The organism is Burkholderia sp. Ed8 (genome assembly GCF_040761425.1).
Lineage (GTDB): Bacteria > Pseudomonadota > Gammaproteobacteria > Burkholderiales > Burkholderiaceae > Burkholderia > Burkholderia seminalis.
In genome coordinates, this window is sequence record NZ_CP142886.1 from 3,211,418 (window position 1) to 3,237,329 (window position 25,912).

Below are 25,912 nucleotides of genomic sequence, written 5' to 3' on the forward strand. Positions count from 1 at the left end.
CCCGGGCGGACTGCCAGGCGGACTGCCAATTCTGCCACGACACTGCCAGTTGTGGCAGTCTTCGTCCGCCACCGGGTGTCGCTGCCACCATCACGAGGCCGCCGACGCACCGAAAACCCGAGCCGAATCAAGCCCCTGCCTGATCGGCCGATGCCGCACCGCTGGCTGGCACGCTTCTTGAAGTAAAGATCGCGATTGCAGATGCAGAACCCGATCGAGGACACCCCGTGAGCAACGCCCCCGCCCTGTCGGTCGAAGGCTTTTTCGACCCGGCGACCCACACCGTCAGCTATCTCCTGCTCGATACCGACAGCCGCGCGTGCGCGCTGATCGACAGCGTGCTCGACTACGATCCGACATCCGGCCGCACGCGCACGGCCAGCGCCGACCGGCTGATCGCCCGCGTCGCCGAACTCGGCGCAACCGTCGAGTGGCTGCTGGAAACGCACGTGCACGCCGACCACCTGTCGGCCGCGCCGTACCTGAAAGCGCGGGTCGGCGGCCGGATCGCGATCGGTTCGCACGTGCGCCGCGTGCAGCACGTGTTCGGCACGCTGTTCAACGCCGGCCCCGGCTTCGCGGAAGACGGCCGCCAGTTCGACCGGCTCGTCGACGACGGCGACACGCTCGCGCTCGGCGCGCTGACGATCCGCGCGCTGCACACGCCGGGCCACACGCCCGCGTGCATGACCTACTGCGTCGACGACGCGACGCAGCGCGCGGCATTCGTCGGCGACACGCTGTTCATGCCCGACTACGGCACGGCCCGCTGCGACTTCCCCGGCGGCGACGCACGCACGCTGTACCGCTCGATCGCGCGCGTGCTCGCGCTGCCGCCCGACACGCGCCTGCACCTGTGCCACGACTACCAGCCGGGCGGCCGCGACGTGCAGTTCGTGACGACGGTGGCCGAGCAGCGCCGCGCGAACGTGCACGTGAAGGACGGCGTGACCGAGGACGATTTCGTCGCGATGCGCACCGCACGCGACGCGACGCTCGACATGCCCGTGCTGATGCTGCCGTCCGTGCAGGTCAACATGCGTGCCGGCCACCTGCCCGAGCCCGAGAACAATGGCGTGCGCTACCTGAAGATCCCGCTCGACGCGATCTGAGCCGCACGCGCTGCCCCAACCGAGACCCCGACATGACCTCCATCCGCAAGCTGACCGACACGCTGTCGGTCTCGCCGCAAATCACCGCGGCCGACCTGCCCGCGCTTCACGCGGCCGGTATCCGCGCGATCGTCTGCAACCGGCCGGACGGCGAAGGCGCCGACCAGCCGACCGTCACCGAAATCCGCGCGGCGGCCGCGCCGCTCGGCATCGACGTGCTTTACCTGCCGGTCGATACCGGCAAGGTCACCGACGACCAGGCCGCGCAGTTCGGCGCGCTGCTCGCGTCGCTCGACGGCCCGGTGCTCGCCTACTGCCGCAGCGGCACGCGTTCGGCCACGCTGTGGGCGCTGTCGCAGGCGGGTCTGCGGCCGCTGAACGACATCATCGCGACGGCCGGCGCGGCCGGCTACGACCTGAGCGGAATCGCGTCGCGCATCGCACCGGGCGGGCGGCAAGCCGCGCCACCCGTCGTCGGCGCACGGCACGACATCGTGATCGTCGGCGCGGGCGCGGCCGGCATCGCGGTCGCGTCGAGCCTGCTCGCGCGCGACGCATCGCTCGACATCGCGGTGATCGATCCGGCCGACGTCCACTACTACCAGCCGGGCTGGACGATGGTCGGCGCGGGCGTGTTCCAGCCGGAAACCACCGCACGCCGGATGACCGACGTGCTGCCGCGCGGCGTGCACCGGATCCAGGCCGCCGTCGCGGGCTTCGAGCCCGACGCGCACACGGTCGTGCTCGACGGCTGCCGCCGCATCGGCTACCGCAAGCTCGTCGTGTGCCCGGGACTCAAGCTCGACTGGCACGCGATCGACGGCCTCGCCGACACGCTCGGCCGCAACGGCGTCACGTCGAACTACCGCTACGATCTCGCGCCGTACACGTGGGAACTCGTGCGCGCGTTCCGCGGCGGCCATGCGCTGTTCACGCAACCGCCGATGCCGATCAAGTGCGCGGGCGCGCCGCAGAAGGCGATGTACCTGTCGTGCGACCACTGGCGGCGCGCGGGCCGGCTCGACGCCGCGAACGTCGAATTCCTGAACGCGGGCGCGGCGCTGTTCGGCGTCGCCGACTACGTACCGGCGCTGATGGAATACGTGAAAAGCTACGACATCGCGCTGTCGTTCGGCCACAACCTCGTCGCGATCGACGGCCCGGCACGCCAGGCGACGTTCGCGCGCACGCTGCCGGACGGCGGCAAGGAAACCGTCGTGCGCGGGTTCGACATGATCCACGTCGTGCCGCCGCAAAAGGCGCCCGACTTCGTGCGGTCGAGCCCGCTCGCCGACGCGGCCGGCTGGATTGACGTCGATCCGGCGACGCTGCGGCACCGGCAGTTTCCGGACGTCTACGCGCTCGGCGACGTCACCAACACGACCAATGCGAAAACGGCCGCCGCCGCCCGCAAGCAGGCGCCCGTCGTCGCGCACAACCTGCTCGCGTCGCTCGGCCGCGCGCACGGCGATGCCGCGTACGACGGCTACGGCTCATGCCCGCTCACCGTCGAGCGCGGCAAGATCGTGCTCGCCGAATTCCTGTACGGCGGCAAGGTCGCGCCCACTTTCCCCGCATGGCTGATCGACGGCAAGCGCCCGTCGCGGCTCGCGTGGCTGCTCAAGGAGCGCGTGCTGCCGCCGCTCTACTGGAAGGCGATGCTCAAGGGCCGCGAATGGCTCGCGAAGCCCGCCGTCGCACGTTGACCGGAGCGCGATGACGTCATGCTGATTTCCCTCGTACTGGGCAGCTTCGTCGGCGCCGTGCTCGGGCTGACCGGCGCCGGCGGCGGCATTCTCGCGGTGCCCGCGCTCGTCGTCGGAATGAGCTGGCCGATGCAGCAGGCCACGCCCGTCGCGCTCGTCGCGGTAGCAGGCAGTGCCGCGCTCGGTGCGCTCGAAGGCTTCCGCCGCGGGCTCGTGCGCTATCGCGCGGCGCTGCTGATGGCCGTGGCCGGCGTGCCGCTGACCACGCTCGGCGTACGGCTCGCGCACATGTTGCCGCAGCGCCTGCTGCTCACGCTGTTCGCACTGACGATGCTGGTCGTCGCCGGCCGCCTGTTGCGGCAGGCGCTGCGGCAGGCGGCCGGCGACGCCGACGCGTCGCCGCTGTGCGTCGGCCGCGTGAATCCCGATACGGGCCGGCTGGTGTGGTCCTGGCCGGTCGTCGTGGCGCTGGCGTCGACCGGCGCGATGACGGGACTGATGACGGGGTTGCTCGGCGTCGGCGGCGGCTTCGTGATCGTACCGATGCTGCGCAAGTTCACGAATGTATCGATGCACGGCGTGGTCGCGACGTCGCTGATGGTGATCGCGCTGGTCGGCACGGGCGGCGTGCTCGCGACGCTCGTGTCGGGCACGCGTGCGCCGCTCGACGTGACGCTGTGGTTCACCGTCGCAACCGCGTTCGGCATGGCCGCCGGCCGCGGCGCGTCGCGCCGCCTCGCCGCGCGGCACGTGCAGGCCGGCTTCGCGGCCGTGCTCGTGTGCGTTGCGCTCGGGTTGCTGGCGAAAGCCGCGTTCGGCGCATGAGCCACCGGCGGTGCCGCGCACGCGCCGCCAAACGAAACGCCCGGCCCGACTCGTCGTCGGCACCGGGCGTTTTTCATCGCGGCCGCGGCCTGTCCGTCAGCCCGCGTAACCCGCCATCCGCTTGCGTTCCTGACGCAGCATCACGAAGTTCGCGATCACGACACCGGCCGTCACCGCGACGATGAACAGCGTCGCGAGCGCGTTCATCTCCGGATTCAGGCCGAGACGCACGCGCGAGAACACGACGAGCGGCAGCGTCGTCGAGCCGGGGCCCGACAGGAACGCCGACAGCACGAGGTCGTCGATCGACAGCGTGAACGACAGCAGCCAGCCCGCGATCAGCGCCTGCGAGATCAGCGGCAACGTGATCGTGAAGAACACCTTCAGCGGCGTCGCGCCGAGATCGAGCGCGGCCTCTTCCAGCGACGGGTTCAGCTCGCGCACGCGCGACTGCACGATGATCGCGACGTACGAGATGCACAGCATCACGTGGCCGAGCCAGATCGTGAACACGCCGCGCTCGGCCGGCCAGCCGATCCACTTCGCCAGTTCGATGAACAGCAGCAGCAGCGAGATCCCCTGAATGACTTCGGGGATCACGAGCGGCGCGTTGATCATCCCGCTGAACAGCGCGAAGCCGCGAAAGCGCCCCATCCGCGCGAGCACGAAGCCGGCCCACGTGCCGATGAACACCGACGCGAACGCGGTCAGCACGCCGATCTTCAGAGACAGCCACGCGGCCGTCAGCAGCTCGTCGTCCTGCACGAGCGCCGCATACCAGCGAAACGAGAAGCCCGACCACACGGTGACGAGCTTCGACTCGTTGAACGAATAGACGATCAGGCTGAGGATCGGGATGTACAGGAACGCGAAGCCGGCAAACAGCGCCGCGAACTGCAAATAACGGTTCGGCTTCATCGACGGCCTCCCTGTTCCTTCGCCTGGAAGTGCTGGAACATCGCCATCGGCACGAGCAGCAGCAGCACCATCGCGCAGGTCACCGCCGACGCCATCGGCCAGTCCGCGTTGTTGAAGAACTCGTTCCACATCACGCGGCCGATCATCAGCGTGTTCGCGCCGCCGAGCAGCTCCGGAATCACGTACTCGCCGACCGCCGGGATGAACACCAGCAGGCAGCCCGCGATGATCCCGTTCTTCGACAGCGGCAGCGTGATCTGCACGAACGCCTTCCACGGCTTCGCGCCGAGGTCGTACGCGGCCTCGAGCAGGCGCAGGTCCATCTTCACGAGGTGCGCGTAGAGCGGCATCACGAGGAACGGCAGGTACGAGTACACCATCCCGATGTACACCGCGTAGTTCGTGCGGTACAGCTCGATCGGCGTGTGCGTGAGGCCGATCCACATCAGGAAGTTGTTCAGCAGCCCGTTGTTCTTCAGGATGCCGATCCACGCGTACACGCGAATCAGGAACGACGTCCAGAACGGCAGCATCACGCCCATCATCAGCAGGTTGCGGGTCGCCGGATTCGAGCGCGCGATGTAGTACGCCATCGGATAGCCGACCAGCAGGCACAGCAGCGTCGTGATCGCGGCCACCCACACCGAGTTCACGTAGGTCGCGAAATACAGGCTGTCCGTGAACAGGAACGCGTAGTGCGACAGGTTCAGCGCGATGTGCACGACGCCGTCGGTATACGACGCGAGTTCCGTGTACGGCGGGATGCCGAGCTGCAGCTCCGCGAAGCTGATCTTGACGACCAGCACGAACGGCACCAGGAAGAACAGCACAAGCCACGTGAACGGCCCGGCGACGACCGCCGACGCGCCCGTCAGGTTGAAGCGCCGCACCGGCCACTCGAGCAGGGACTTGAACGCGTTCATGACGTCAGCACCACGCCGGCCGTCGCGCTCCAGCGCACGTAGATCTCGTCGCCGAGCGCCGGTGTGTCGAGCTCGGAAATCGCGAGGCTCGACACGTTCGCGATCACCGTCTTGCCCGCGTCGAGCTTCACGTGATACAGCGAATAGCCGCCCATGTACGCGACGTTGCTGATGCGGCCGCGCGCCCAGTTGAACGCGCCTTCGGGCGGCTTGCGCGTGAGCGCGATCCGCTCGGGGCGCACCGACACCGTGACCGGCATCCCGAGCGGGCCCGAGATCCCGTGGCTCACGTATAGCCGGCTCGGCAGCTCCGGCGATTCGATGTACACGTGGTCGGGTTCGTCCTCGACGGTCACGCCGTCGAACAAGTTCGTCGAGCCGATGAATTCGGCCGAGAAGCGGCTGTTCGGGTATTCGTAGACTTCGTTCGGCGAGCCGATCTGCACGATCTGGCCTTCGCTCATCACCGCGAGGCGGTTCGCCATCGTCATCGCTTCTTCCTGGTCGTGCGTGACCATGATGCAGGTGACGCCGACCTTGTTCAGGATGTTGACGAGCTCGATCTGCGTGCGCTGGCGGATCTGCTTGTCGAGCGCGGACATCGGCTCGTCGAGCAGCAGCAGCTTCGGGCGCTTGACCAGCGACCGGGCCAGCGCGACGCGCTGCTGCTGGCCGCCGGACAGCTGGTGCGGCTTGCGCTTCGCGTACTTGCTCATCTGCACGAGTTCGAGCGCGGACGCGACGCGTTCCTTCAGCTCGGCCTTCGGCGTGCCTTCCTGCTTCAGTCCGAACGCGACGTTCGACTCGACCGACATGTGCGGGAACAGCGCATACGACTGGAACATCATGTTCACGGGCCGCTTGTACGGCGGCATCTGCGCGAGGTCCTCGCCGTCGATCAGGATCTTGCCCGACGTGACCGTCTCGAGGCCCGCGAGCATCCGCAGCAACGTCGACTTGCCGCAGCCCGAGCTGCCGAGCAGCGCGAACAGCTCGCCCTGGCGCACGGTCAGGTTGACGCTGCGCACGGCCTCGGTGTCGCCGAATTTCTTGACGACGTCGACGATCTGGACAAAGTTCTCGGCGCGCGCATCGGCGCCGGAGGAGGAAACGGAGAACGGCGCGCCCGCGACCGGCGCACCCGACTGGCTATTCATGATGTGCTGCTTCTCTCCTGCGTTAGACGAACAAAGCCCCCGGGGGCACCAGGGGCTTCATGACTGCGGGTTCACTTCGGCTCGCGTCAGCGGCCCGACTTCAGCTCGGTCCACAAACGCGTCTGCAGACGCTGGATTTCAGGCGGCAGCGGCTTGAGCAGGAACAGCGTCTTCACGACGTCGGCCGGCGGGTAGACGGCCGGGTCGTTCGCGACGTCGGGCCGCACGTACTTGCGGGCCTCGGCGTTGGCGCTCGGGTAGTACACCGCGTTCGTGATCGCCGCGTGTACCTTCGGGTCCTCGATGTAGTTGATCCACGCGAGGGCCGCTTCCTTGTTCTTCGCGTCCTTCGGGATCGCCATCACGTCGAACCACACCGGCGCGCCGCCCTTCGGAATGTAGTACTCGACCTTGTACGGCTTCTTCGCCTCGATCGCGCGATGCTTCGCGATCACGACATCGCCCGACCAGCCGAACGCGAAGCAGATGTCGCCGCCGACCAGGTCGTTGATGTAGCCCGACGAGTTGAATTGCGTGATGTACGGGCGGATCTTCTTCAGCACTTCCATCGCGGCCTTGTAGTCGGCCGGGTTCGTGCTCATCGGATCCTTGCCGATGTAGTGCAGCGTCGCCGCGAACATCTGGTCGGGCGCGTCGAGCACCGACACGCCGCAGGTCTTCAGCTTCGAGAGGTTTTCCGGCTTGAACAGGATGTCCCAGTTGTCGAGCGGCACCTTGCCGAGCGCCTGCTGCGCCTTCGTCAGGTTGTACGCGAGACCGGTCGTGCCGTACGCCCAGGGCACCGAGTACTTGTTGCCCGGGTCCGCGCCGGCAACGAGCGCCATCAGTTGCGGATCGAGGTACTTGAGGTTCGGCAGCTTCGACTTGTCGAGCGGCGCGAAGATGCCGGCGGCGATCTGCTTGCCCGCGTAGTTGCTGGTCGGCACGACGATGTCGTAGCCCGAGCTGCCGGTCAGCAGCTTCGCCTGCAGCGTGTCGTCGCTGTCGTAGTTGTCGTAGCGGACCTTGACACCCGTCTGCTTCTCGAAGTTCGGGATCGTGTCCTTCGCAATGTAGTCCGACCAGTTATAGACATTGAGCTGCGTATCCTTCGCCGCTGCCGCCGACGCCCCCACGCACAGCGCGAGCGCTGCGAACCGGCCCACTACCTTTGCTTTCATCCCGTTCTCCCTCCGGCCGGACACGTTGCCCGGCTGTCGTCTGCCTCGTCATGGCGGCGCATTCTGGCGCGCCACCCCTCGAAAACCCCGAAAACTACCATCATTCGCGCGCCGTCACAAAAAAAACATGCCGGTGTCGCGCAAACGGAACAGATTCCCGCCGCCGGCCAGCCAGGCTGCCCGCGCGGCGGGGCGTTCCGGGGGAATTCTATCGGGTAATCGGCATCTGTCCACCGGGAAAAACGGTCAGGGGCGAAACCGCGGTCGCATACCGGGCGCGCGGCCGGACGGTCGCGCCGGCGCACCGGGATCGCATGCCGGCCGGCGCCGGCCGACCCGGCGGCCGCGATGCATTAAAATGGCGGTTCACGATTCAACCGCGCGAACCCTTCCGATGGCCTCCAATCTCCACGACCTGCCCGACAGCCCCTGCATCGGCGTGTGCTCGACCCTCTTCGACGAAGTCTGCAAGGGTTGCGGCCGCACGGCCGCCGAAGTGTCGAACTGGGTGTTCCTGAGCGACGACGAAAAGCGCGCGGTGTGGGAGCGCATCACGCGCGAAGGCACCGCGATGCGCTTCCAGTACGACAAGCTGTAAATCCGCCGCACAAAAAAGAGCGGCATGCCGACCGCCATGCCGCCAACCCCAACTCTGTTCTTTTCCTGCCGCGTCAGAACTTCATCCCGACGCCCACGCCGACGATCAGCGGATCGATGTGCAGCGTGCCGATGCCCTTGTCGCCCAGCGTCGCATCGGTGCTCATCCAGATCTTCTTCACGTCGACGTTCATGAACACCTTCTTCGTCAGTTGCACGTCCACGCCGAACTGCAGTGCGGGGCCGAAGCTGCTCTTGTTGATCGACACGCCCTCCCCGCCGACGTTGAGCCCGTTGTTGTAGAAGTACGTGTAGTTCAACCCGGCGCCGACGTACGGCCGTACCTTGCCCGCGTGGTTGAAGTGATACTGCAGCAGCAGCGTCGGCGGCAGCACGCCCACGCCGCCGAGATTGCCCAGGCTCGACGTCATCTGGTGCCGCGACGTGCCGAGGATCAGCTCGACGCCGAGGTAGTCGCGGATCATGTACGTGAAGTCGAGCTCCGGCACGATCGCGTTGTTCACGCCCGTGTTGATCGCGCCGAGCGTATCGCTCGCGCGCTCGTTCGGCTGGATGCTGATCGCGCGAAGCCGGACCAGTACGTCACCCTGGTTGATGCCGTCACCCGGCGATGCCGCGTGCGACAGCGACGGCATCGCGACGAAGGTGGCCGCGACGGCGGCTGCGGTGACACAAGTTCGAATCGTTTTATGCATGGTACGGACCCCCAAAGAATGGTTTCCATTCTCCATGTAGGGTCTTTTCGTCATCTTGATATTGGTCAAGCCAGCGTAAACGTGGGACGGTTTGCCGCAGGCTCGGTCGCACTGCCCGTCAGCAGCAGGTCGAGCAGATCGCGCACGCTGCGGATCGCGCGGCCGAACGGCAACGCTTCGCGGCCGCGGAAGAACAGCCCGTTCGCGACGTCGCCGCGCAGCGCGGCCGCAAGCCGCGTGTCGATGCAGAAGTGGCCGAATTTCTCGATGCCGTCGCGCAGCCCGCATACGCTCAGGCATTCGAGCGCGGTCGGGCAACGCTGCTTGAACGCGCCGAGCTTGTTGCGAATGCGCGTCTCGTTGCGCAGGTAACGATCGAGCCACGGCGTCTTCACCGCGCGGGCGGGCAGCCCCGTCACGCTGACGAATTCGACGATGTCGTCGGGCGTCGCATCGGCAAGCACGCGCTTGAAGTGCGGATGCGCATCCCCTTCTTCCGTCACCGCGAACGGCGTTCCGACCTGCACACCATTCGCGCCGGCCGCGAACGCCGCGCGCACCGTGTCGTGACTGTTTACGCCGCCCGCCACGATCAGCGGAATCGTTTCGCGTTCGAGACCGAGCGACGCCATCACCTGCGCGGTCTCGTCGAGCACCCGCGCGAAATTGAAACGCGCGTCGTGCATGTCGTCGATCTGCGTGACGCCGAGGTGGCCGCCCGCGTGCGCCGGATGCTCGATCACGATCGCATCGGGCAGGCGTCCCTTCTTCATCCACTTCTTCAGCACCAGCGCGATCCCGCGGCTGTCCGACAGGATCGGGATCAGCGCGATGTCGTGCCCTTGCGTGAGATCGGGCAGGTCGAGCGGCAGGCCCGCGCCCATCACGATCGCGTCCGCGCCCTCGTCGCACGCGACGCGCACGTAGTCCGCGTGCGCGCTCACCGCCTTCATCACGTTGACCGCGATCATCCCGCGCCCTTCGCTGTACGTCTTAGCGAGACGGATCTCGCGCGCGAGCGCCTCGCGGTTCGCGGCCTCGAGCGTCGCGCGATCGGGTTGCGCGCGGCAGCGTGCGAGCAGGTCCGCATGATGGTGGCGCAGGTCGATGCTCGCGATCGTGCCGACCGCGCCTTCGCGCGCGACGCTGCCGGCCAGCCGGTGTGCGGAGATGCCGACGCCCATGCCGCCCTGCACGACGGGCAACAAGGTGCGGCCGCGAATCGTCAGCGGCGGAAAGGAACTGCGTACGGTCATCTGAAACCTCGTCGGAACATCGGAACCGCGATGATCGACGATCCACCGACGCGCACCTTGACGGCCGTCAATAAAAAAACGGCACGCGAGCGTGCCGTTTCCGTTCCATGCGGCGCGCGGCGCTCAGGCAGGCTTCGCCGGCTTCAGCTGCATCGACTTGTACTCGAGATACTCCTCGAGCCCGTACACGCCGTTCTCGCGGCCGTGCCCCGACTGCTTGTAGCCGCCGAACGGCGCGGCGGCGTTCCACATGCCGCCGTTGATGTCGACCTGCCCCGTACGGAGGCGGCGCGCAACGCGCATCGCGCGTTCGTCGCTGCCGGCCCACACCGCGCCGCCGAGCCCGTACGGCGAATCGTTCGCGATGCGCACGGCTTCCTCTTCATCGCGATACGTGATGATCGACAGCACCGGCCCGAAGATCTCTTCCTGCGCGATCGTCGATTTCGGATCGACGCGGCCGAACACCGTCGGCTTCACGAAGAAGCCCTTCGCGAGGCCGTCCGGCAGGCCCGTGCCGCCCGTCACGAGTTCCGCGCCTTCGTCGATGCCGCGCTGGATGTACGCCTGCACGCGCTGCTGCTGCACGGCCGACGCCAGCGCGCCGAGGCGCGTCGCATCCTGCCGCGGGTCGCCCGCGACGTACGCTTCGGCCGCGGCCTTCGCCAGCGCGCGCGCTTCGTCGTAGCGCGCTTCCGGCACCAGCATGCGCGTGTGCGCCGAGCAGGTCTGTCCCGCGTTCAGGTAGCACGCGTTCACCGTACCCTTCACGGCCGTCGCGAAATCGGCGTCGTCGAGAATCACCGATGCCGACTTGCCGCCCAGCTCCAGCGCGACGCGCTTGACGCCCGCGGCCGCCAGCTCGGCCACGCGCTTGCCCGCGCGCGTCGAGCCCGTAAACGACACCATGTCGACGTCCGGATCGGTGGCCAGCACCTCGCCGACGACCGGTCCATAACCGCACACGAGGTTGAACACGCCGGCCGGCAGCCCGGCTTCGTGAATCGCTTCGGCGAGCATGAACGCGTTGAGCGGTGCGACTTCGGACGGCTTCAGGACGACCGTGCAGCCGGCCGCGAGCGCCGGCGCGACCTTCAGCGTGACCTGGTTCAGCGGGTAGTTCCACGGCGTGATCGCCGCGACGACGCCGACCGGCTCGCGCACCACGAGCGAGTTGCCGACCTGCGCCTCGAATTCGAACGACTCGGCGAGCTTCGCGTACGCCTTCCAGTTGTAGATCGGGCCGCCGACCTGGATCGCGCGCGACAGCTTGATCGGCATCCCGACTTCGCCGGTGATCGATTGCGCGAGTTCCTCGCTGCGCGCCTGCAGATGCTCGACGATCTTGCGCAGGTAGCCCGCGCGTGTCGCGGCCGGCGTGGCCGCCCATCCGTCGAAGGCCGCGCGCGCCGCGCGGATCGCGTCCTGCGCGTCGGATGCGACGCCTTCGGGAATCCGGCCGATCACGGCCTCGGTGGCCGAGTCGATCACGTCGATCGTGCCGGTTCCGGCCGGTTTGCGCCATGCGCCGTCGATATAGAACTGGTCGTAGATTTTCATCGCTTCCGTCTCCTGTCGACCAGAGTTGGCGCTTTAGCGCCTACTCTGGTCCCATGCCCTTGTGCGGTCGACCAGAGTTGGCGCTTTAGCGCCTACTCTGGTCCCATGCCCTTGTGCGGTCGACCAGAGTTGGCGCTTTAGCGCTTACTCTGGTCCCATGCCCTTGTGCGGTCGACCAGAGTTGGCGCTTTAGCGCTTACTCTGGTCCCATGCCCTTGTGCGGTCGACCCGAGTTGGCGCTTCAGCGCTTGCTCCGGTCCCATGCGTCGCGGGAAAGCCGACATTCTAGCGAGCGTTTCGGTCGGCCGGCATGACGATTGACAGCCATTCGAAAGAATCGGGGAGCCGTCGCGCCGCGTGGCGCTCGCCGGCCGCGCATGCCGCCGGCGGCGTGTGCGCGACCGCAGCCACATCAGCATCGGCCCGGGTGCGCGGGCAGGCCCGCATCGTGCTATGTTTTTAATATCGGCACCGGCTCATTGCATCCGGCGCCGCCCGGAATCGACGCATTTCGTGAGCGCTGCCATGACCGACGCATCCCATACCCTCGGCTCGCAAGACCGCCTTGAGCTGCTCTGCTGGCTCACCTGCGGCAACCTCGGCGCGTTTTACCTCAACGAATCGTGGCCGGACGCCACGTTCCAGGTCCAGGCCGCGCACCGCTGGCTCGACCGCCATCACCGTCAGGCCGACTGGCTCGCGGTCGCGAAGCTCGCGGCGCTCGCGCAGGACATCGCGAAGCGGCATGCGGGGTTCGTCGACGCGTCGTGGGCGCGCGACGCGGTCGAGGAAATCGTCGACACCGACGATCTCGATTACCGCGCGAAACTCGTGCAATGGGTGTACGAAGACTGCTGCAAAGCCCTCGCGGACAAGCGGCTGGCCGACTGAGCCGCGGTGCGCGCGGGCCGCGGCGTCGCCCGGCGCGACGGTCTTGTCGCCGCTGCGGAAGTAACGGCCTGAATGGCTGACGGTGAACGGTGCACGAGCACCGCCCCCTTCGATGCCGGCACGCGCCGTGCGTGCCGCTGTGGTGCTTACAGCAGCGATTTCGCCTGCGTCAGTACCTTGTCGCAGATCTGCCTGGTCACCTGCTGTTTCAGGCCGCCGCCGCTCAGGTCGAGCTTGCCGCCGTTACCGGCGTCGAGGATCCCGCTCGCGCCGCTCGTATAACCGCTGTCCGACGACGCATTGCCGCCGAGCTTGCTCAGCAGCGCGTCCTTCACCGACGACGCGCCACTGCCGGACGCGCCGCCGAGATAGTTGTTCTGGATGCAGAACTGCAGCAGGCCCGCGACGTTGCCGGTGCTGCCCGGCGTCAGCGACGCCCCGCCGCCGCCCGTCAGCGCGCCGCCGAGGCCGCCGAGGTTGCCGAGCGCACCACCCGCGCTGCCGCCCGAATCGCCGCCGCCGACCTGTTTCAGGACATCGCCCAGCTGCGCATGGGCCACCGAAAACGGCGCGAGCAAACCGATCAGCGCGCCGGCAATGGTCGCGCGGTATAGACGTGCATTCATGTGAAGCCTCCCGGTTGTCACGGCGTGAGTACCGCGAATCGAAGCCAAGCATACTCAATCCCCCCCTGCATGACAGCCTTCATGCCGGGTCCGAAACGTCAGGCATCGTGATATCGCGGCGATTTGACAATGCTTGACGGCGTGCCGGCCGGCACTGCAAGCTCGACATGCGGCCGAAGGCGCGTACCGACGATCGCATTCCGTCTCGCCGGCGCGCATGAAGCGTCATGGAATCGTCGCCGCCGGCCGGCCTTCAACCTCGAACCTGAAGGATGCTCGCGTGGCGCTCGCCCATCGAATGCTGCTGATCACCGGCACAGCGGCTGCGCTGATCACCGGTTCAGGCACTGCCCGTGCGGCGCCCGCGGCGGCATGCCCGTCACCGTCGTTCGACCGCTATCCGGCACCGGCCGCGCGCGCGCCGCGCCAGCCGGCCGCATCGCCCCGCTTGGCCGGCAAGGAAGCACGCCTGTACCGCACCGTGATCCGCGACGCATTCACGCAACCGGCCAATTTTGCCGGTCACTATCGCGTCGCGATCTGGGGTTGCGGCACGGATTGCCGGAATTTCGCGATCGTCGACAAGTACACGGGCGCGACATACACGATGCCGGGCGTCACCGCCATTTCGGGCGTGATGGGCAACGACGACGAGCGCGTCGACTTCCGTGCCGGCAGTACGCTGCTGATCGTCGCCGGCTGCTTCAACGGCGATTGCGACGACAACCACGCGAAGGCCGCCCGGTTCTTCTATACGTGGACCGGCAAGCGCTTGCGTCCGGTCGGCACCTGTCCGCTGCACGTCGAGCCGATTCAGTAGCCGGCGCGAATTGCGCTATCGTTCGTCCGGTACACCCTAGACGGCACGCCCGCCCGCGATGTCCATTCACCTCAGCTTCGACGACGGCCCCGGTCCGTCGACCCCTTCGCTGCTCGACGTCCTGCGCGACGCCTCGTGCCAGGCGACCTTCTTCCTGCTCGGTAAACATCTGGCGGGCGCACTCGACGTCGCCGCGAGAATGGCGCGCGAAGGCCATCGCCTCGGCAATCACACCCATTCGCATGCCAGACCGGGCGCGCTGGCGGACGACGCGCTGATCGGCGAGATCGAGGCGACCGACGCACTGATCCGCGACGCCTATTGCCGGGCCGGTATTGCCGCGCCGGACGCGATCCCGTTGCGTCTGCCGTACGGGCTGATGCCGCGGGACGATCGCGCCGGCGTGCTGGCGCGCCTGCGGCGCGAACACACGGGCTGGACCGCGATACTGGACGACTGGCAGCGGCCGGCGCCGTCGCCGCAGGCGCTGTTCGACGCGATGTGCGCGCATGCCGACGCCCGCGCGACGCAGCGTCGCGACGTGCTGTTCTGCATGCACGACGGCTCGCGACATGGCGACGCGCGGCCCAACACGGTCGAAGCCGTCCGCCTGTTCCTGAATCGGCGAAGCTGAAGCAACGGCCGGTCAGTTTCCCGGCGCTGCACTGTCCAGCAACTGCCGCCAGCCGCCGAGAAAGCCGATGCCGGGCCCCGGCATCCACAAGCCGCGCTGTGCCGCCTCCAGATGGATCAGCGTCTGGTCCACGCAGAACAGCGTCATCAACGCATCGCGCTCGGCACGCATCCAGCCCGGTACACCGTCGCGCCGCGTCGCCGCGTAGGCGTGCAAGCCGGCCTCCCAGCGCTGCGCATCGAACACGAAACGATCGTCCCTGCCCGCGTCGCGCGACAGCGCGAACAGTGCGAAGGCCGCCTCGAGCCACTGCGCGCCCTGCCCGGCATCGTCGAAATCCAGCACGCCGTTCACCGTGTGGCCGACATACAGCAGGTTGCCCGCGTGATAGTCGCCGTGCAGCCAATGCACCGGCCCCGCCAGCCAGTGCGCGGCAGCGTCGAGATGCGCGCCGATCCGCCGGATCACCGCATCGTAATCGCCGCTCAAACCGGCCGGCAGCGACGGCATCGCGCGCGCCGACACGCGCGCATGACGGGCCGACAACCACGCCAGCGGCGCCGATTCGCTCACGGGTATCGCGACCAGTGCCGCATGCAGATGCGCGAGCGCGCGCATCGCATCGATCGCCCCCGCTTGCGCGTCATGCGGCAGGCCGGGATCGCCGTCGACAGGTTCGAACAGGTGCAGCCAGCTTCCATCGTCGATGAGCACGCCGGATTGCGCATCGACGGTCGGCCTCAGCCGCGGCAGCGCGGGTAATGCCGGCACCGTACGCGTCTCGCCGAGATGACCGAGTATCGACGCCTCGCGACGCACCTGCTCGGCCGGCTTGCCGGGCCACGACACGCGCAGCACCGCGCGCCCCGCGTCATACTCGACGAGATACGTTTTGTTAGTATGGCCCGATGCCATCGCCTGCACGCGGGCCGGCACGATGTTCCAGTACCGGCGCAGCCACGGTTCCAGCGTTTTCACGTCACTCCTACTCGTTGCATTGACCATGTCAGAGCGTCCTTCGGCCCGCATGCGGGACCTCAATATCGAATGGCTGACGCGCGCCGCCGAATTCGACCATCTGTTCCAGACGCGCTGGCTCGGCGAGCGCTTCTTCCATCTGCCCGGCGACATGCTTGCGCTCCAGGAACTGATCTGGCGCGAACGCCCCGACTGTATCGTGCAGACCGGCATCGCGGCGGGCGGCGGTGTCGTGTTCTCCGCGTCGATGCTGGAACTGGCCGGCGGGCACGGCCGCGTCGTCGCGGTCGAACCGCGGCTGCGCGACGAGGTCAGGCAACGCCTGCAATCGCACCGGCTGGCCCATCGCATGGTGCTGATCGAAGGCGAATCGTGCGCGGCCGACACGCTCGCGGCGGTGCACGCGCAGCTCCGCGACGGCGCGCGCGTGATGGCGATCCTCGATCTCACGCATACCCATGCGCACGTGCTGCGCGAACTCGAATGCTATGCGCCGCTCGTGACGCCCGGCAGCTATGCGATCGTGATGGATACCATCATGGAGTATCTGCCCGCATCGATGTTCGACGGCAAGCCGTACGGCCGCGGCAACAACCCGGCCACGGCCGCGCGTGAATTTCTCGCCCGCGACGACCGTTTCGAGGCCGACCACGACATCGAGGACCGCGTGCTCATGACGCTGTCGCCAGGCGGTTTCCTGAAGCGAGTGCGCTGATCAGGCGAGCGGCTTGCGCGGAGCCGTCGCACGCGGCGTAGCTGTCGCGAATCCGTGCCGCATGCTCGCGCAGCGGGCCCGGACGCAACAGGCGCTCGAGCGCAGCGGCAATCTCCGCGACGCCGGCACGCTGCAGATCGAGCACGCACGCCGCGCCGGCCCGCTCGACGAAGTGCGCCGAATGAAACTGGTCGTTGCAGAACGGCGACAGCAGCATCGGCACACCGCACGCGAGCGATTCCATCACCGAATTGGCGCCGCCATGGCTGACGAACACATGCGTGCGCCGCAGCAGCGCCAGCTGCGGCGCATAGCGCACCGCGATCACGCGCTCGTCACCGGCCGGCAGCAGATCCGAATCGACCAGTTCGCCTACCGACAGCACCAGTTGCGCCGACGTCGCGCGCGTCGCGTCGATCACCTTCGAGAACAGGTCCGGATGGTAGTAAAGCTGGCTGCCGAGCGACATGTAGACGAGCGGGCGACCGGCGTCGATACGCGCCCACGGAAACGCCGTCTCGTCGCCGCGCGGCCCCGACGGCATCGCGGGGCCGACCAGCTCGACACCCGGCGGCGGCGCACCGACCAGCGCGTCGGTCGTGAACGCGAGCGTCAGGTGCGGCGACAGGACATCGCACCCGCGAAAACGCGCATCGAGCCCGTAGCGCGCAAACAGCCCGGCACGTTCCGGCGCGAGCCATCGCACCGTGCGCAGCAGTTCCGAATCGAGATCGTCCGGCAGCACCGGATTCAGCGAATTCGACATCGACACCCACGGCAGCCCTTCCAGCTCGGCGGCGATCGCTGCCGCGTAAAGCAGCGGATCGATCACGACCACATCGGGCCGCCAGTCGCGCAGCACCGCACGGATGCCGTCCACCTGCGACGGCGCCAGGTCGATCAGCAGCGTGCGGATCCAGTGCCGCAGCCAGTCGGCGTCGCGAATGTTCGCGGCGAAGCTCGCGCCGCGCGACAGGTCGTGGCGCTCGGGCGTCTCGCGCGGCCCGAGGAACGCGAAGTCGCCGGCGCCGTCGAGCTGTTCGCTGATATCGGCCGGCGCGTAGAACGCGACGTCGCAGCCGGCCGCGCGCAGATGCTGGGCCGGGCCGATGCACGGATTGACGTGGCCCTTCTCGGGCACGACGCAGAACAGGATGCGTGTCATGAGCGGTTCAGGTTGGACGATGCGCGGCATCGAGATGAAGGTGCTCGAGATGATCGAGGATCAGGGTCAGCGTCGCCCACAGCACGCGCTCGGTATCGGCCCGCAGCGCGGGCGCGGCAAGGCCGAGCGTACCGGCCAGCGCATGCGTGCGCTCGCGATCGAGCAGCGCGCCGAGGTCCATCGCCGGCGCGAGTCGTCCGCGCTTGGGGCCGTACACCAGACGGTCCGGCAGGTTCAGGCGCGCACCGAGATCGCGCAGGCATTGCTTGTTCGGGTCCGGCGCGATGCTCGTCAGATGCGCGACGACCTCCGCATCGACGAACGGCGGATGCAGGTCGACCGCCGCCGCGTCGAACAACGCGTGGCACAGCGGCAGGTAATTGGCCGACCGGTCGCGGCGCAACACCTGATCCGCGCCGTCGCCGGTAATTGCAACCTCGATGCCGTCCGCCGCCATGGCCTCGGCCAGCAACCGCTTCGCGACCGGATGCAGATTGAACATCGGTTCCTCGACCGCATGGGTCGTTCTCGGCAGCGCCGCGACGAAATCGGCTTCATTCGCCCGCACGATCTTCACGTTCGCCTGCATCTGCGTCGCGAGTTCAAGTGCCGCGTCGAGCTCGCAATAGTCGGGCATCTCGGTCGCGAGCACGTAGGCCGTCACGTGCGGCAGCGCGCCGAGTTCGCGCAACAACGCGAGCAGCAGCGCCGAATCGAGGCCGCCGCTCAGCGCCAGTGCAACGCGCTTGCCGCTGTCGAGCGCGCGTTGCAGCGACGCGCGCAGCACGGTGTCCAGATCGGCATGCCGCGGCCGCTCGGGCGACGGCTGCACCGTCAATCCTTGCGGCGAACGGATCAGCGCATGCCCCGGCGGCACCGCGAGCACGTCGCGCAGCACGGTGCGGCCGACGAGCCGCTCGCCGCTCAGGTAACCCGCGATCGCGGCCGTGTCCGGCGCACCGGCCGGCTGCGCCGACGCGTGCAGGACGGCGCGGATGCCGGATGCCGACACGCCGCTGCGCGGATGGTAGTGAAGACGATCGAACCCGAACGGGTCGCGCGTGCCGACGATCATGGATAACGAGCCTTCAGGAGGTCCACTTCAACGCGTTTCAGAATGCGATGCGGCGCCACCGGCGCGCTGCCGCCCTGGCAATGCAGGCACGCTTCGAGCGGCGCGTCGCGCTGCAGATAGACGAGCATTGCGCCGAGCATGTCCGCATCGTCGCGCAACGGCAGGCCGTCCGCCTGAAAATCCTTCTCGCCGCGATAGAGCGTATGGAAATGCGCGGGACGCGTGCACGTGTAGAACATGCCGTCGCGAATCATATGGCAGCGCTCGCGAATCCAGCAATCGTGATAGAGACGCTGCGCTTCGTCGCGGTCCGTGCCGGGCTGGGCGCGATTCATCGTCGTGAACACGTCCTGCACCTTCCAGTTCAGGCGTACGCCGAAACGCGCGGCCTGGCGTTCGACGTGCACGATCAATTCGGGCGAAAGCGCCGGCTTCGGATAGCGCGAGATCGTCAGCGCATCGACCGCTTGCCAGAACGCGTCCGGCATCTCGCCGAGTTTCAGACCGTTGGTCGTGACCGAGATCACGGGCGCGATACCCGTGCCGCGCACGCGTTCGACGATTTCGACGAGCGCCGGATGCAGCAGCGGCTCGCCGCCGACCAGCTTGAACATGCGCGGGCTCAGTACCTTCGCGGCCATGCGCAGATCGGCCTCGATCGAATCGGGGCTCGCGTGCCACGCCGGCAGGAGCGGCGACAGCGAGCAGCATTCCGCGCAGGTCAGGTTGCAGTGATCGACGATATGCGCTTCCAGCGAACGCGTCCGGATGCGGCCGTTTTCGACCCGGTAATCGCGATCCAGCGGCGGCGGAAACACATGCTGGCGCTCGCCGGACGGCGGCGGATTCGGGATCTCGTTCGGATTCACACTCACGTCAGTTTCCTGCTTCCACGCAACGGGAAAAGAAATCGACCAGATGGCCGCGTGCGTCCACCATCGCGGATGCCATCGTCACCGCGCCGCTCAGGTGCGACGCGAAGCGCGACGGATCGTCCAGCCAGCCTTGCACGACCCACAGCTTGAGTGCGTGCTGCAGACACGCCGCATCGACCGCCCAGGCGATACGCGCCGGATTCACCGGCCGCACCCGCTGGTAGGCACGCACGAACGCTTCCGCCCGTTGCGGCGCTTCCAGCGGCAGATGATTCAGGCAGCGTACCAGTTCGTATTCGCGCGGCGCGCCGATCGACGCTTCCCAGTCGAGGATCAGCGGCGGCAGCCGGCCCGTGAACAGATAGTTGAACTGGTTGTAGTCGTTGTGGATCGGGTACTGCGGGTCGTCGGCGGGAAACGCGTCGAGGCTGCCGGGATAGTAGCGATCGAGCATGCGCAGCGCGAGATCGACGTAACGGCGCAAGTTCGCGGCGTTGTCGTTCGAGCGCGAGCGATTCAATGCATCCAGCAGGCTGCGGCGCACCGCATCCGCGTCGATTGCAGCCAAGCGCGCGCGAATCGTATCAAGTGATGGCAGATGAAGCCGTTCGAGGCCCAGGTGCAACGCAGCCAGACTCGCGCCGAGCGCATCCCATTCGGCCGGTAAAAACGTGTCGTAGGTCCTGAACTGCCCGGCCTCCCAGCGCGTCAGCATCGCGTGCGAGTGTTGCCCCGTCCACAGCGGATCGCCGTCCGTCGTGCGCTTCAGCGTCTGTACATGGAACCGGGTATCGCCGTGAGTTTCGAGGTGCGCGAGGATGGCAGCCTCCTTTGCCGCGCGTGCATGGTGCTCGGACGCGTAAAGCTTGACGGCCATATCGCCGCCGTCGGCCGGCAGATGCCACACGCGTTCACTGACCCGGCGCGGCGCGGGACCGCGGCCGAGCGCGTAGGCCTCTCGAATCTCGTCGAAGGTGGCGGCGAGCGGCCCCATTCAGATATGCTCGGCCGGCCCGTGCCGATACGGATGACCGGTCAGGAACGTGTTGTGCCCGACGTAGCGCAGCTTGTACATCGCCGGCCGGAACAGCACCGAAGGATCGTTGTTCGCGATGCCCAGCAGCGGATACAGGTCCTGCCGCACGAAGAACGCGTTGTTGCCCATGTCGTCGCAGCAGACGAGTTCATAGCCCTTTTGCCTGCCGAGATGAACGAGCGATTCGAGGCTTGCGCCGTAATAGGTCGAGCCGTCCCATTCGTGATCCGGGTTGAAGCACATGACCCAGCGCTCGGGCGGCGTGTAGTACGGGTTGTACTCGATCACGACGATGCGCGGCTTGAACGCTTGCAGCCCACGCCAGACCCAGTAGTCGTTGCCGTCGATGTCGATCGATAGCAGGTCGAAGTCCTCAGGCGTGTCCGCATTGGCGAGCAGGTGGTCGACCGTGTCGGGCTGGACGCGGTCGTGATGCAGCCGGACGCGCTCTGCACCCGCGTAGTGAGCGGCAAGCTTGCCGAACCGGTATGCGCTGCCTTCCACCAGTACGCCGGCCCAATCCTCCTCACGCAGCAGCCGCGCGGTGTTGCTGTTACGCAGGCCGTCGCTCGCGCCGATATCGACGCAGAAGCGGTTGGTCGGGGCGATCCGCTCCATCAGCCGCGACAGGATGCTTTCCTCGGTGCCCTGCGCGTACAGGCTTGGCGCAAGGTCGGACAGGTCGAGCGGGAGAGGATGGTCCTGCATCGAGAAACGGGCTCCGGGTCGGAATGGGGAATGGCGACGTGCGTTTGGAGTGTACTCAAACATGACATATGGCGCTGTTGCTGACCCTTCTTGCACAATGGGAGTAAGACCAACAGATACCGGTTAAAACATGGCAACGATAAAAGAGAATGGACAGCTCATCGCACACTGCCCCGTATGTGATGGGGCCTTGTCGTCGTATTTGGTCGGGGATGACCGCATGGGCGAGTACGGGCAAATCTTCCGGCCCGTCGATGACTGGAGCTCCCAAGTGTACCGACTGGTTAGATGCGCCAATTGCGGCTCTGGGGCGTTGGCCACATTCCTATCTCATCGGAGCGAGCCGGGTATGCAGTTGCTGGATTTTTATCCAGAAGCCAATGAAGCGCAGATGTCACTGCCCAAAGATGTCCCTGAGGGGATTGTGCGAGAGTTCCGCGAGGGCGAATCCTGTGCGAACGCGGGGTGCTACCGGGCCGCAGCAGCTATGTTTCGCTCGGTCCTAGACAAAGCCCTTCGAGCCAGCGGATACAAGATCAAGAAAGGCACCCCGCTAGACCAGCAAATAGACCTAGCTGCGGCCGATGGTGTGATTACCGCTGCGCGTAAGAGGCGCGCGCATGAGGAAATTCGGACCCTGGGGAACTATGTCCTGCACGAGCCTTGGCGCGTGGTCTCTATAAGTGAAGTGAATACTGCCAGAGAGTACGCGGCGCGGCTGTTGCATGACCTATACGATGATCGGGAGACAGTCTTGTCCGTGCTCAAGGAGAAGGGGCGCATCCCTGAAGAGGCCATGCCTGACATCGATAGCGACGACGAAGAGGCACCAGCCTAATGAGATACGCGCGCGCGCATCAGGGTATCGCGCGGATTACCTGATGCGCGTCAGAGGGGCTGCGCGTGATGGTGCGTGTGTGGGAACGGAGGGGGTACCGGGGGGAATTCCACATTCCGGCTTAATGAGATATCCTCTGAGAAATTCCCGAAAAACATTCCGGATGCACCGCACCAAACAGCCAGTAGCAAAACTCAGAATATAAAAAGAACCTCAAGACCATGCCAGATCACTTTGAACTCCGATTGACGGGTAGACTTGCGCCAGGCAATCAAGTAAGTGCCAGAACCCTATCGCACTCTCTAATGCATGTCCAGAGAGCAGTAGACAAGATGGTCATATTCGACAAGAGAGGGGTTCTTCGAAAATATGCAGGCCTTAAAAGCATCGAGTATGCCGAAGCCGACCTTATAGTTCAACAGTTCGAACATGGCAGCATTCGCATCCCTCTCGTCAACGAGGCCTATAATTGGCTTGGCGCGAAATTCAATGAGCTCATTTTCGATCAATATCAAGCTGCCGCTCATGAAATTGCCGTGGTAGTCCAGCCACTTCACCAACAAGTCCCAGCTGCCGTTGACCGCGCGCGAAGAAAGCAACCGGACGGTAATAGCCAAGCCGACCTTATAGCCAATCAAGCCGCGCGCGAAGCTGAGTATCTTAAATCAGCAGTACTCCAAGAAATCAATAACCTAATATCACCCCTGCGATCAAGCTCGATAACTGAAGCAGAGTCAATCAGTTTCCAAGTAGAAACAAGGCAAGGTCGAACCAATTACGAATTCGACAAAAGAATAAGCAAACAATTCAACCGCCTGGTCAGCTCAAAACGATTAGGCCCCGAGACCCTTTATACGGGAACTCTTACGGGACTTGGCGAAAAAGATCGGGGAAATTTAAGTACCAAGGGCAATTTGTCAGCTCCACCACCCAGGAAGAAATGACACTCCTCATCTTCTCCGAAAATGATGCGACCGAACTAAATAACTTCAATCTCAAGAAGGAAGAGTTTAGCTTTTGGGCCTGCCCTGTTACGACATTTGGAGCATTTGATGAGCAGCGCGGAGATATAGTGTTTCTAGCCTTCCCCTAAAATGAGCGAGATATCAGACAAGCTGATCGACGCGACATTTAAGTCCGTCATTCCGTATATAACGCCTTGGCGGATCATCTTTACAGCCACGGCGTTATCCGTCATTTCTAGCGGCAATTGGAGTATCAACTCAAAAATCGTAGACAATGCATCACTAAAGACGATTTCGACGTCTTTTATCGAACACGTCACAACGATGCCACTATGGGAGCTGTTGCTGACAATAGGAATAACAGCTTACCTAATCCCGAAGATAAGCAATTTCCTCACGTTTTCCACAATCAAGTTGATACACATCCCACGCTGTGAGTCCGCGATAGCAGAGCTCGTCAAACTCAAAAGCATCAGACCAAGCAAGCTAACCAGATCATTTAAAAGTCAAATCGCCGAACTATATCAGCACGAAAAAAACGCAAAGCGCAGCATACAACGATATCGACTCGTACTAGAGATAAGCCTGGGATCGACGATTGCATCAAATTACATCGCCGTAAAAATTAATCACTTAAGTGCGGGCATCCCCTTTGTCATCGGCTTTTTTATTCTATTATTTTTTCTAAGCCAAAAGATCACCCTTCTCTATTTAACAAAGATATCGCGCTTTTCGATCATCAGGGCTGGGATGCAAAAAATAGGATCGTTCCGTGCCGTCAAGAGCAGCATATAAGCCGCAATATCAACCTGTGACTGGGAACTCTACACCTCGCGCACTGGAAGCAGCCAGTGGCACCTAAGAAGCATGCCGCTGGCTGCACCAACCTGGTCACGCATTGTCCCAACGGGACAATTCCGTGGGACAATTGGGACGCATGAAAGGTGGTCTTGGGACAACCCGGCAGAATTACTCCTGCCCCTGACTCGTCAGGAATTCCTCGTAATTCCCGCCGAAGTCGAACAGCGTGCCATCCGTACGCACTTCGATGATCCGGTTCGCCAGCCCGCTCACGAACTCGCGGTCGTGCGACACGAAGATCAGCGTGCCTTCGAACTGCTCGAGCGCGATCTGCAGCGACTCGATCGACTCCATGTCCATGTGGTTGGTCGGCTCGTCCATCAGCAGCACGTTGTGGCGGCCGAGCATCAGCTTGCCCCAGATCATGCGGCCCTTCTCGCCGCCCGACAGCACCTTCACCGACTTCTTGATGTCGTCCGACGAGAACAGCAGGCGGCCCAGCGTGCCGCGCACCATCGTTTCGTCGTCGCCGTCCTTGCGGTACTGGTCGATCCAGTCCATCAGCGTGATGTCGTTCGGGAATTCCTCGTACGTGTCCTGCGGCATGTAGCCGACATTCGCGTTCTCGGACCACTTCACCGTGCCGTGATCGAGTTCGAGCGCGCCGAGCAGCGAGCGCAGCAGCGTCGTCTTGCCCGCGCCGTTCTCGCCGATGATCGCGATGCGTTCGCCCGGCTGCACCGACAGGTTGAAGTTCTGGAAGATCGTGCGCTCGTACTTCTTCGTGATGTCTTCCGCGACCACCGCGACGTTGTGCAGCTTCTTCTCGAACTCGAAGCGGATGAACGGGTTCTGGCGCGACGACGGCTTGAATTCCTCGATCTTGATCTTGTCGATCTGCTTCGCACGGCTCGTTGCCTGGCGGGCCTTCGACTTGTTCGCCGAGAAGCGGCGCACGAAGTCCTGCAGTTCGGCCACGCGCTCCTTCGCACGTGCGTTCGCGGCGGCCTGGCGCTCGCGCGCCTGTGCCGATGCGAGCATGTAGTCGTCGTAATTACCCGGCCAGACCTTCAGCGTGCCGAAGTCCATGTCGGCCATGTGCGTGCACACCGAGTTCAGGAAGTGACGATCGTGCGAGATGATGATCATCGTCGAGTTGTACTCGTTGAGCGTGTGCTCGAGCCAACGGATCGAGTTGATGTCGAGGTTGTTGGTCGGTTCGTCGAGCAGCAGCACGTCCGGCTTCGAGAACAGCGCCTGCGCGAGCAGCACGCGCAGCTTCCAGCCCGGCGCGACGTCGGCCATCGTGCCGTTGTGGAATTTCTCCTCGATGCCGATGCCCAGCAGCAGCGCACCCGCGCGCGCCTCGGCGTCGTAACCGCCGTATTCGGCGAACTTGCCTTCGAGTTCGGCCGCGTGCATGTAGTCGTCGTCGGTGGCTTCCGGGTTCGCGTAGATCGCGTCACGCTCGGTCATGGCGGCCCACATTTCGGTGTGGCCCATCATCACGACGTCGAGCACGCGCACGTCTTCGTACGCGAACTGGTCCTGGCGCAGCTTGCCCAGGCGGACGTTCGGCTCCAGCGCGACGTTGCCGGCGCTCGGCTCGAGGTCGCCACCGAGGATCTTCATGAACGTCGACTTGCCACAGCCGTTCGCGCCGATCAGACCATAGCGGTTGCCCTCGCCGAATTTGACCGAGATATTCTCGAACAGGGGCTTTGGCCCGAATTGCATCGTGATGTTGGCAGTAGAAAGCACGGCAGGTCCCGTTAAGAGAGAAATCGACGGAAAACCGTGTATTTTAGCAGGAGTCGGAGAAACTGCCGACCAT

Annotated in this window: 26 protein-coding genes; 11 read left to right on the forward strand and 15 right to left on the reverse strand. The window is 65.3% G+C overall.

Going from position 1 to position 25,912, the window contains the following annotated elements:
• The first annotated feature begins 227 nt into the window (after positions 1–227).
• From VXM69_RS28640 to VXM69_RS28650, 3 genes are read left to right on the forward strand one after another with little or no spacing between them, the layout of a single operon-like run.
• Positions 228–1,112: an MBL fold metallo-hydrolase gene (locus VXM69_RS28640; protein ID WP_367189614.1), complete on the forward strand. Its 885-nt coding sequence runs from the start codon at positions 228–230 to the stop codon at positions 1,110–1,112.
• Positions 1,113–1,144: 32 nt separating this feature from the next.
• Entirely contained in the window at positions 1,145–2,818 is a 1,674-nt protein-coding gene (locus VXM69_RS28645) for a bifunctional protein tyrosine phosphatase family protein/NAD(P)/FAD-dependent oxidoreductase (protein ID WP_301741443.1), read from the forward strand.
• Between the two features lie 18 nt (positions 2,819–2,836).
• On the forward strand, positions 2,837–3,643 hold the full coding sequence (locus VXM69_RS28650) for a sulfite exporter TauE/SafE family protein (protein WP_059557629.1): 807 nt from the start codon (positions 2,837–2,839) through the stop codon (positions 3,641–3,643).
• Between the two features lie 96 nt (positions 3,644–3,739).
• Here VXM69_RS28650 and VXM69_RS28655 read toward each other — a convergent pair whose 3' ends face one another.
• From VXM69_RS28655 to VXM69_RS28670, 4 genes are all read right to left on the reverse strand, one after another.
• On the reverse strand, positions 3,740–4,561 hold the full coding sequence (locus tag VXM69_RS28655; protein ID WP_034186812.1) for an ABC transporter permease subunit: 822 nt from the start codon (positions 4,559–4,561) through the stop codon (positions 3,740–3,742).
• A complete protein-coding gene (locus tag VXM69_RS28660; RefSeq protein WP_034186811.1) occupies positions 4,558–5,484 on the reverse strand; it encodes an ABC transporter permease subunit in 927 nt (308 codons plus the stop codon). Before VXM69_RS28660 ends, VXM69_RS28655 begins: the two co-directional genes overlap by 4 nt.
• Positions 5,481–6,641, reverse strand: a complete 1,161-nt coding sequence (locus VXM69_RS28665) for a polyamine ABC transporter ATP-binding protein (RefSeq protein ID WP_034186810.1) — start codon at positions 6,639–6,641, stop codon at positions 5,481–5,483. Before VXM69_RS28665 ends, VXM69_RS28660 begins: the two co-directional genes overlap by 4 nt.
• Before the next feature lie 86 nt (positions 6,642–6,727).
• Positions 6,728–7,822: a polyamine ABC transporter substrate-binding protein gene (locus tag VXM69_RS28670; RefSeq protein ID WP_034186809.1), complete on the reverse strand. Its 1,095-nt coding sequence runs from the start codon at positions 7,820–7,822 to the stop codon at positions 6,728–6,730.
• Between the two features lie 394 nt (positions 7,823–8,216).
• Between VXM69_RS28670 and VXM69_RS28675 the strand changes: the two genes are divergently transcribed.
• Positions 8,217–8,420, forward strand: a complete 204-nt coding sequence (locus tag VXM69_RS28675) for a DUF1289 domain-containing protein (protein WP_006493160.1) — start codon at positions 8,217–8,219, stop codon at positions 8,418–8,420.
• A 73-nt stretch (positions 8,421–8,493) separates the two neighbouring features.
• Here VXM69_RS28675 and VXM69_RS28680 read toward each other — a convergent pair whose 3' ends face one another.
• The 3 genes from VXM69_RS28680 to VXM69_RS28690 form a co-directional block, all read right to left on the reverse strand.
• Positions 8,494–9,135, reverse strand: coding sequence for an OmpW family outer membrane protein (locus VXM69_RS28680; protein WP_034186808.1), 642 nt, complete (start codon positions 9,133–9,135; stop codon positions 8,494–8,496).
• 65 nt (positions 9,136–9,200) lie between these two features.
• Positions 9,201–10,391, reverse strand: coding sequence for an NAD(P)H-dependent flavin oxidoreductase (locus tag VXM69_RS28685; RefSeq protein ID WP_367189615.1), 1,191 nt, complete (start codon positions 10,389–10,391; stop codon positions 9,201–9,203).
• 123 nt (positions 10,392–10,514) lie between these two features.
• On the reverse strand, positions 10,515–11,951 hold the full coding sequence (locus VXM69_RS28690; protein ID WP_367189617.1) for an aldehyde dehydrogenase family protein: 1,437 nt from the start codon (positions 11,949–11,951) through the stop codon (positions 10,515–10,517).
• 525 nt (positions 11,952–12,476) lie between these two features.
• Between VXM69_RS28690 and VXM69_RS28695 the strand changes: the two genes are divergently transcribed.
• Positions 12,477–12,842 (forward strand): hypothetical protein, encoded by a 366-nt coding sequence (locus VXM69_RS28695; RefSeq protein WP_034186805.1) that lies wholly within the window; start codon positions 12,477–12,479, stop codon positions 12,840–12,842.
• Between the two features lie 146 nt (positions 12,843–12,988).
• Here VXM69_RS28695 and VXM69_RS28700 read toward each other — a convergent pair whose 3' ends face one another.
• Positions 12,989–13,468 carry a DUF2501 domain-containing protein gene (locus VXM69_RS28700; RefSeq protein WP_034186804.1) on the reverse strand — a complete coding sequence of 160 codons (480 nt, stop codon included), beginning with the start codon at positions 13,466–13,468 and terminating at the stop codon, positions 12,989–12,991.
• A gap of 280 nt (positions 13,469–13,748) precedes the next feature.
• Between VXM69_RS28700 and VXM69_RS28705 the strand changes: the two genes are divergently transcribed.
• Complete coding sequence (locus VXM69_RS28705) at positions 13,749–14,288, forward strand: hypothetical protein (RefSeq protein WP_367190218.1); 540 nt, start codon at positions 13,749–13,751, stop codon at positions 14,286–14,288.
• 58 nt (positions 14,289–14,346) lie between these two features.
• Entirely contained in the window at positions 14,347–14,922 is a 576-nt protein-coding gene (locus tag VXM69_RS28710) for a polysaccharide deacetylase family protein (protein WP_034186802.1), read from the forward strand.
• 12 nt (positions 14,923–14,934) lie between these two features.
• Here the strand turns inward: VXM69_RS28710 and VXM69_RS28715 are convergent, their stop codons facing one another.
• Positions 14,935–15,900, reverse strand: coding sequence for a phosphotransferase (locus VXM69_RS28715; RefSeq protein ID WP_034186801.1), 966 nt, complete (start codon positions 15,898–15,900; stop codon positions 14,935–14,937).
• 25 nt (positions 15,901–15,925) lie between these two features.
• On the opposite strand from VXM69_RS28715, the gene VXM69_RS28720 reads away from it, so the two are divergent.
• A complete protein-coding gene (locus VXM69_RS28720) occupies positions 15,926–16,615 on the forward strand; it encodes a cephalosporin hydroxylase family protein (protein WP_034186800.1) in 690 nt (229 codons plus the stop codon).
• Here the strand turns inward: VXM69_RS28720 and VXM69_RS28725 are convergent.
• From VXM69_RS28725 to VXM69_RS28745, 5 genes are read right to left on the reverse strand one after another with little or no spacing between them, the layout of a single operon-like run.
• Positions 16,572–17,780, reverse strand: a complete 1,209-nt coding sequence (locus tag VXM69_RS28725; protein WP_367189618.1) for a glycosyltransferase — start codon at positions 17,778–17,780, stop codon at positions 16,572–16,574. The two genes, VXM69_RS28720 and VXM69_RS28725, sit on opposite strands and share 44 nt — an antisense overlap.
• 7 nt (positions 17,781–17,787) lie before the next feature.
• Positions 17,788–18,855, reverse strand: a complete 1,068-nt coding sequence (locus VXM69_RS28730; RefSeq protein ID WP_367189619.1) for an asparagine synthase-related protein — start codon at positions 18,853–18,855, stop codon at positions 17,788–17,790.
• On the reverse strand, positions 18,852–19,730 hold the full coding sequence (locus VXM69_RS28735) for a radical SAM protein (RefSeq protein ID WP_367189620.1): 879 nt from the start codon (positions 19,728–19,730) through the stop codon (positions 18,852–18,854). Before VXM69_RS28735 ends, VXM69_RS28730 begins: the two co-directional genes overlap by 4 nt.
• A 1-nt stretch (position 19,731) precedes the next feature.
• Positions 19,732–20,724: a phosphotransferase enzyme family protein gene (locus tag VXM69_RS28740; RefSeq protein ID WP_367189621.1), complete on the reverse strand. Its 993-nt coding sequence runs from the start codon at positions 20,722–20,724 to the stop codon at positions 19,732–19,734.
• Positions 20,725–21,474: an FkbM family methyltransferase gene (locus VXM69_RS28745; protein WP_367189622.1), complete on the reverse strand. Its 750-nt coding sequence runs from the start codon at positions 21,472–21,474 to the stop codon at positions 20,725–20,727.
• A 349-nt stretch (positions 21,475–21,823) separates the two neighbouring features.
• Between VXM69_RS28745 and VXM69_RS28750 the strand changes: the two genes are divergently transcribed.
• The 3 genes from VXM69_RS28750 to VXM69_RS28760 all read left to right on the forward strand — a co-directional run bounded on the left by VXM69_RS28750 (position 21,824) and on the right by VXM69_RS28760 (position 23,405).
• Entirely contained in the window at positions 21,824–22,312 is a 489-nt protein-coding gene (locus tag VXM69_RS28750) for a DUF4145 domain-containing protein (RefSeq protein WP_260435753.1), read from the forward strand.
• Positions 22,313–22,644: 332 nt separating this feature from the next.
• Positions 22,645–23,256: a hypothetical protein gene (locus VXM69_RS28755; protein WP_367189623.1), complete on the forward strand. Its 612-nt coding sequence runs from the start codon at positions 22,645–22,647 to the stop codon at positions 23,254–23,256.
• A complete protein-coding gene (locus tag VXM69_RS28760) occupies positions 23,253–23,405 on the forward strand; it encodes a hypothetical protein (protein WP_367189624.1) in 153 nt (50 codons plus the stop codon). Before VXM69_RS28755 ends, VXM69_RS28760 begins: the two co-directional genes overlap by 4 nt.
• Positions 23,406–24,246: 841 nt before the next feature.
• Here the strand turns inward: VXM69_RS28760 and VXM69_RS28765 are convergent.
• Positions 24,247–25,839 carry an ABC-F family ATPase gene (locus VXM69_RS28765; RefSeq protein ID WP_034186793.1) on the reverse strand — a complete coding sequence of 531 codons (1,593 nt, stop codon included), beginning with the start codon at positions 25,837–25,839 and terminating at the stop codon, positions 24,247–24,249.
• Between the last annotated feature and the right edge of the window lie 73 nt (positions 25,840–25,912).

What these genes read in the sequence shown, in the direction of transcription:
- VXM69_RS28650 (WP_059557629.1), top strand. Translation starts at nt 2,837, where the DNA reads ATGCTGATTTCCCTCGTACTGGGCAGCTTCGTCGGCGCCGTGCTCGGG.
- VXM69_RS28740 (WP_367189621.1), bottom strand. Translation starts at nt 20,724, where the DNA reads ATGGGGCCGCTCGCCGCCACCTTCGACGAGATTCGAGAGGCCTACGCG.
- VXM69_RS28730 (WP_367189619.1), bottom strand. Translation starts at nt 18,855, where the DNA reads ATGATCGTCGGCACGCGCGACCCGTTCGGGTTCGATCGTCTTCACTAC.
- VXM69_RS28675 (WP_006493160.1), top strand. Translation starts at nt 8,217, where the DNA reads ATGGCCTCCAATCTCCACGACCTGCCCGACAGCCCCTGCATCGGCGTG.
- VXM69_RS28720 (WP_034186800.1), top strand. Translation starts at nt 15,926, where the DNA reads ATGTCAGAGCGTCCTTCGGCCCGCATGCGGGACCTCAATATCGAATGG.
- VXM69_RS28695 (WP_034186805.1), top strand. Translation starts at nt 12,477, where the DNA reads ATGACCGACGCATCCCATACCCTCGGCTCGCAAGACCGCCTTGAGCTG.
- VXM69_RS28660 (WP_034186811.1), bottom strand. Translation starts at nt 5,484, where the DNA reads ATGAACGCGTTCAAGTCCCTGCTCGAGTGGCCGGTGCGGCGCTTCAAC.
- VXM69_RS28685 (WP_367189615.1), bottom strand. Translation starts at nt 10,391, where the DNA reads ATGACCGTACGCAGTTCCTTTCCGCCGCTGACGATTCGCGGCCGCACC.
- VXM69_RS28700 (WP_034186804.1), bottom strand. Translation starts at nt 13,468, where the DNA reads ATGAATGCACGTCTATACCGCGCGACCATTGCCGGCGCGCTGATCGGT.
- VXM69_RS28655 (WP_034186812.1), bottom strand. Translation starts at nt 4,561, where the DNA reads ATGAAGCCGAACCGTTATTTGCAGTTCGCGGCGCTGTTTGCCGGCTTC.
- VXM69_RS28710 (WP_034186802.1), top strand. Translation starts at nt 14,347, where the DNA reads ATGTCCATTCACCTCAGCTTCGACGACGGCCCCGGTCCGTCGACCCCT.
- VXM69_RS28665 (WP_034186810.1), bottom strand. Translation starts at nt 6,641, where the DNA reads ATGAATAGCCAGTCGGGTGCGCCGGTCGCGGGCGCGCCGTTCTCCGTT.
- VXM69_RS28750 (WP_260435753.1), top strand. Translation starts at nt 21,824, where the DNA reads ATGCAGTTGCTGGATTTTTATCCAGAAGCCAATGAAGCGCAGATGTCA.
- VXM69_RS28680 (WP_034186808.1), bottom strand. Translation starts at nt 9,135, where the DNA reads ATGCATAAAACGATTCGAACTTGTGTCACCGCAGCCGCCGTCGCGGCC.
- VXM69_RS28745 (WP_367189622.1), bottom strand. Translation starts at nt 21,474, where the DNA reads ATGCAGGACCATCCTCTCCCGCTCGACCTGTCCGACCTTGCGCCAAGC.
- VXM69_RS28670 (WP_034186809.1), bottom strand. Translation starts at nt 7,822, where the DNA reads ATGAAAGCAAAGGTAGTGGGCCGGTTCGCAGCGCTCGCGCTGTGCGTG.
- VXM69_RS28690 (WP_367189617.1), bottom strand. Translation starts at nt 11,951, where the DNA reads ATGAAAATCTACGACCAGTTCTATATCGACGGCGCATGGCGCAAACCG.
- VXM69_RS28755 (WP_367189623.1), top strand. Translation starts at nt 22,645, where the DNA reads ATGGTCATATTCGACAAGAGAGGGGTTCTTCGAAAATATGCAGGCCTT.
- VXM69_RS28645 (WP_301741443.1), top strand. Translation starts at nt 1,145, where the DNA reads ATGACCTCCATCCGCAAGCTGACCGACACGCTGTCGGTCTCGCCGCAA.
- VXM69_RS28760 (WP_367189624.1), top strand. Translation starts at nt 23,253, where the DNA reads ATGACACTCCTCATCTTCTCCGAAAATGATGCGACCGAACTAAATAAC.
- VXM69_RS28725 (WP_367189618.1), bottom strand. Translation starts at nt 17,780, where the DNA reads ATGACACGCATCCTGTTCTGCGTCGTGCCCGAGAAGGGCCACGTCAAT.